The sequence below is a fragment of the Xenorhabdus sp. PR6a genome (assembly GCF_028599065.1).
Classification (GTDB): Bacteria; Pseudomonadota; Gammaproteobacteria; order Enterobacterales; family Enterobacteriaceae; genus Xenorhabdus; species Xenorhabdus doucetiae.
Window position 1 is genome coordinate 1 of record NZ_JAQRFJ010000106.1, and the last position, 5,146, is coordinate 5,146.

Genomic DNA, 5,146 nt, shown 5'->3' on the forward strand with positions numbered 1-5,146 from the left:
TTAGGAAACAACGCCCTGAAAAAATGCAAGAATATCAAGTTAACCCTTTGGAGTCATGACCAGTGATTTTAAGAAAACGATTTTTAATAGAAACCGTCAATGATCAATTGAAAAATATTTCTCAGATAGAACACTCAAGACATCGGCGTGTTGTCGGCTTTTTTTTGGAGGTCGTATCAGGCTTAATGGCTTATACGTTCCAACCGAAAAAGCCGAGCTTAGGTTTACGTGATCAGGAAATCGCTGTGCTTAAACTGAGTTGAGGTTAATTAAAATGTTCCAATAAGGTTTTGTTTCATAAATAATAAATATTTTCATGATGTATCATATACTCGTTTAACTTCAAGATGCTAGTTTGATTTTAAAGTTAACTATTAAAAATCAGTAAGATAAATTGCATTTTCTCATGCATCTTCAAGTTTATTGCGTATAAGTGTTTTTGTTGTAGTTGAATGTTTTTTAATGGTGATTTAAACTTAACATTTTTAACAATGTGATTTGCATCTTGTATTTTAAGTTTAACGTAAAAAAATATTGTTATTTTTTGTTTTTTTAAATACTGTTTAACAATATTAAAAATAATTAATTTGGAATATTGTGATTTTTGTTTGTAGGAAATAAACGTGGATATGGTTTCAATTTTTATAGTGTGATAACCATTTGAAAATTAATCTTAATGTTTTTATATTCTATATTAAAAGATGGAAATAAAATGAAATTAAATAAAGAACAAAAAAGAACGCAAATATCCAGCTCACACCGACTTATTGAGATGACGAAAAGAATAAGGCATAGACTAAATATAGAAGAAGTACATGGAAAGGATTTTGAATATATTGATCGTGATTATTTTTATAACTGGATAATTCCAGAGTTGCATCATAAATTTAACACTAGTATTTCAAAGAGACAAACAGCTTTGATAAAAAGAATAAGAGATAAAAAAGCCAATTATGAAGTTAACAGACTAACAGCCTATGAATATGCAGCAGAAGCATTTTTTGATAATTATTTTTTTAAGAACAATAATAGTTATGTTACCCCAAAATATACTGTTGATTTGATTAAGGAATCTATTGAATGTAGCAATAAGATATGTCTTGTTATGCCGATTTTATCTAGGAAACCTATTTCACCAATAAAAAACAAAGGGTATTTTCCAGATTTAGGTGAAATAAATACTTTGTTAAGATTTGCTAAAATAGCCAAAATAATAAGAAATATTTCTGGTTTTAAATGTGAGTTTTTAGTTTTAGCAGATGGTAATAAGTATAATAGAGCCTGTGGAACTCCAAAAAGTATAGTTGATGATTATCAGATGTCTCTCAATTACTGGATAAATATTTTAAATATTTCAGATGTTGTGAAGATATGTGACTATGAAAAATGGATATTAGAAAATAAAGAGATCAATTATGCTGACATAAGGGAATCTATGTATATTAATAATTATAATTACTTATCGAAAAAATTTGATCCCATATTCTGTTGCGATGATTTAACTAGCGCACTAGAAAAAATAAAACACGCTAATGACTTGGGTAATCAAATTAATTACACATATTGGTCTATTTTAACATCCGTTCATTATAACTCTCTTTATAGTGCAATGAATTATAAAGATATTTATCATGACAGGGAAGTCCAAAATCTATACATATCATTTATTTCTTCTCTTTCAGAGCCAATAAGTAGAATAAAAAAATCTCATCTTTTTTCTTATGAAAATATTGGAGTAAAATCATCATATGCACCAACATTAATCAAAGAGATGCGTTTTGAAGCATGGCAAGCTGCTAAGAGATATGTGGCAATTTCTTTAACGGATAGAAAATTAAACACCATTTATGATAAGTTACCTATAGCAATTAAATTAACTATACATGGTAAGCAAAATGAATTTAATTTCATTTCATCAACCCAGAGAGATTTTTCTAAGACAGCACAACACACTGTGGGTGGAATTAGAAAAATAAAAGGAGATATCTCTGTTGATTATAAATATAGATTAGAGAGAGAATGCAGAAATGAAAAAAAAATATATATAAATCCTTTTTCTACAAATAAATCTGATAGTTTCGATCCTCTATATGAAATGAGTTTGTTGAAACAGCCAATTTATTATTTATCTAATGAATAGGAAGGCTTATATGTCTAGATTTTTATCTGATAGAATATTTGTAAGTGAAACAGATTTACCTAATGAAATAATAAGAAATTGGAGTGATGTAAAAATAGAAATAGACAGTAATAATTTTCAAGAAGATGAATTTAAAAACTTCCTTTATGCTCTTAAAAATAAAGTAAAAAAAGAATCCAATATTTTCGTGAAAAATATAAAAGGAAATCTTGAAGGATTAATAAATGGAATAATGTATTCAAACTTAGATGATCACAAATGGTTACAGGCAGCTTGTATAACAGAAATTTTTAGACATCCTGATATATCAAAAAACTCAGGCTATATTGATACATTTATTTTTCAAAATAAAATCTATTCATATTTAGATAAAGAGGAATTAAAATTTGTTTTGGGTTGGGGGCAGGCAAAAAGATCTTGCGGAGGTTTAAAAACGGAAGGATACTCAGCTGATTTATCCGAGCTTTATGCTATCATGATGCTTCAATTAATAGCTAATAGTGTGCATATTATTAGTGGGAAGAAAGTTAATATACTGGTTGTAACTGGAGGAAATAGATTTCATGACGCATTGTTTACGGATGAAGAAAAAATAAAAAGATATGATAGTCAAAGAACTATAATAGCAAACTTTTTCTCTGATAATGAGGCTTTCATTACATTTATGCCATATGAAAATGAATTGATAAAGAAAAACATGTTAATGCCAAATATCAGAAAAATAGATGATCAAAATATAAATAAATTTTTTAAAACAATTTTAGTTAACATTGATTGGGATAATATTTTATCCAATTACCATTTATGTTACCATGGCATAATTATGCCTAGTAATCTTCAAGAGTATCTTAAAAATGGTGGGGATAAAAAAATAATAATAACAATGGCAGTTGTTAGTATACTTCGTAATGACACTCATAATTATTGGATTAATAAAGTAGATAGTATAGAGTTATTTGATGATACAATAGACTATTTTCGAGAAATAACAATACAGTCAACAATAAAATACTTATCAATTCATCTAATTGGTGATGTTGAAAGCATATTACAAAATGAATTTTATAGTAATTGTATAAGACTAACGGTTCATATGAAACATGATAGACATGATATACCTGCTATTTATACTTTAGGAAAGATAGGAGGTAATAAACTATCTCAACATGTTTGCATGTCAGTTATTGATGGTGTTATAAATTTCTCAACCGTCCTGGAGTTATATAAAAATGAAAAAATAAAAAAATATTTTCCACCAATAGATGGAGGAGAGCTATTTCACTGGTTAAATACTGAAAATCAACCTCTCCTATACTCGAATGATAATGTGAGCCATACATTTTCAAATATTCTATCTATTCCTTTAATTAAAATATGAAACTGGTAAAAAATGAAAAAAAAACACCTTAATTTAATCATCCTTTTTATATGTCAGGGGCTTAATGGTTCAATTATTTCCCTGTTAACATTAACATCGACATTAGTAGGCAATAAATTATCTCCCATTGCCTACTTATCTACATTACCAATAACCGCAACAGTTTGTGGTGCCGCTTTGATGGTTTATTATGCTTCCAGGTTAATGGAAATATATGGAAGAAAAATTTCCTTTATTATTGGTAATATTATAGGGATAATTGGCAGTGTATTGGCTTGTATATCTATTGTTTATCAATCATTCACTCTCTTTATACTTGGGGCGTTCGTATTAGGTAGTTCAACTGTATTTAATCAATATTACAGATTTGCTTCAGCTGAAATATTTGATGATGAGGTAAATAAGAAAAGATCAATATCGATTATTATTGGTGGAGGGGTTTTTGGAGGTATATCAGGCCCTTTTTTAGCGATGAAAGGTGAATATATATTTCCTGATTACCATTTTTTGGGAACGTTTTTATTAACAGCTATAATATGTGTTATTATAATTATTATTCAATCATTTTTTTATTTACCTATGGAATTAAAAAAAGAAATAATTGGCAAACATATTAAAAGTTCTTATAAAAATGAAGAGCTTGTTAATTTATTAAAATCAAAGTTGTTTTTTTTAGCAACAAGTAGCTGTGCCATAGGGTTTTCATTGATGACATTATTAATGAATGCGACACCTTTAGCTATGTTACATGCTAATTTTGATGTAGAAGATAGCGCATTGGTTTTACAGTGGCATTTTTTTGCTATGTATGCTCCAGCACTAATACTACCATTTTTTGTTGATAAATTAAGAACAACAAATATAATTTTATTTGGTTCCCTTTTTTTTATAATTGGAATGATTATAGCTATTTTTATAGATGGATTTCATAGCTTTCTATTTTCATTATTTTTTATTGGATTAGGATGGGCATTTATGTTTAATGGTGGTACATTCCTACTTAATGAATTTGTAAGCAGCAAATTTAAACATAAATTACAAGGAATAAATTCATTAGTGGTTTATCTATCTAATATGATTTCATCATTATCTGTAGGAATTGTGATGAGCCATCCAAGAGGGTGGGGTATTTTAAATATTATTGGTGTCATATTAATTTTTATATACACTATTGTTTTTTTTATAAAAAGCAAAAATTTATCGGGTGATAAATAATTATAGTATCTAATTTTCCTGAGTTCAGGACAAGAAATTGAACTAAACCTGTTCCAAGATCAGAGTTTTAGAGCAATAAGATACTGATCTTATAGGGAACAGGCAATGGATAAATGAGTTGAACTTTTTTATCGGCGACTTCTTCGTGCTTTTATTCCTCCATAGGCGCAATTCTGCCTTAAAAATTGGCATTGCCAGCACAACCATCAGATGGGGAGATCTCAGTGAGGTAATGATGATTATGGTCTTGTGCCATATATCCTCTTATTGGAACTTCAAAATATTCTATCCGAGATTCAATTGGCAATATTATCAGAAAAACCTTTTAATTCTACTCACTATATTGGAAGAATTATAAGTTCTGGGTTATCTATATTGATCTGTTTAAGAAATACTGTTACTTAGCAGGTCTT

General features: G+C 28.1%; 3 protein-coding genes and 1 pseudogene. All 4 read left to right on the forward strand.

What is annotated here, in order from left to right; all coding sequences use genetic code 11:
• Positions 1-62 precede the first annotated feature (62 nt).
• Positions 63-263, forward strand: a pseudogene (locus PSI15_RS17010) (transposase); the annotation flags it as partial.
• A 449-nt stretch (positions 264-712) separates the two neighbouring features.
• Positions 713-2,140, forward strand: a complete 1,428-nt coding sequence (locus PSI15_RS17015; RefSeq protein ID WP_273584560.1) for an L-tyrosine/L-tryptophan isonitrile synthase family protein — start codon at positions 713-715, stop codon at positions 2,138-2,140.
• 10 nt (positions 2,141-2,150) lie between these two features.
• Positions 2,151-3,518: a hypothetical protein gene (locus PSI15_RS17020; protein WP_273584561.1), complete on the forward strand. Its 1,368-nt coding sequence runs from the start codon at positions 2,151-2,153 to the stop codon at positions 3,516-3,518.
• A 12-nt stretch (positions 3,519-3,530) separates the two neighbouring features.
• Complete coding sequence (locus PSI15_RS17025; protein WP_273584562.1) at positions 3,531-4,733, forward strand: MFS transporter; 1,203 nt, start codon at positions 3,531-3,533, stop codon at positions 4,731-4,733.
• The last annotated feature ends 413 nt before the right edge of the window (positions 4,734-5,146 follow it).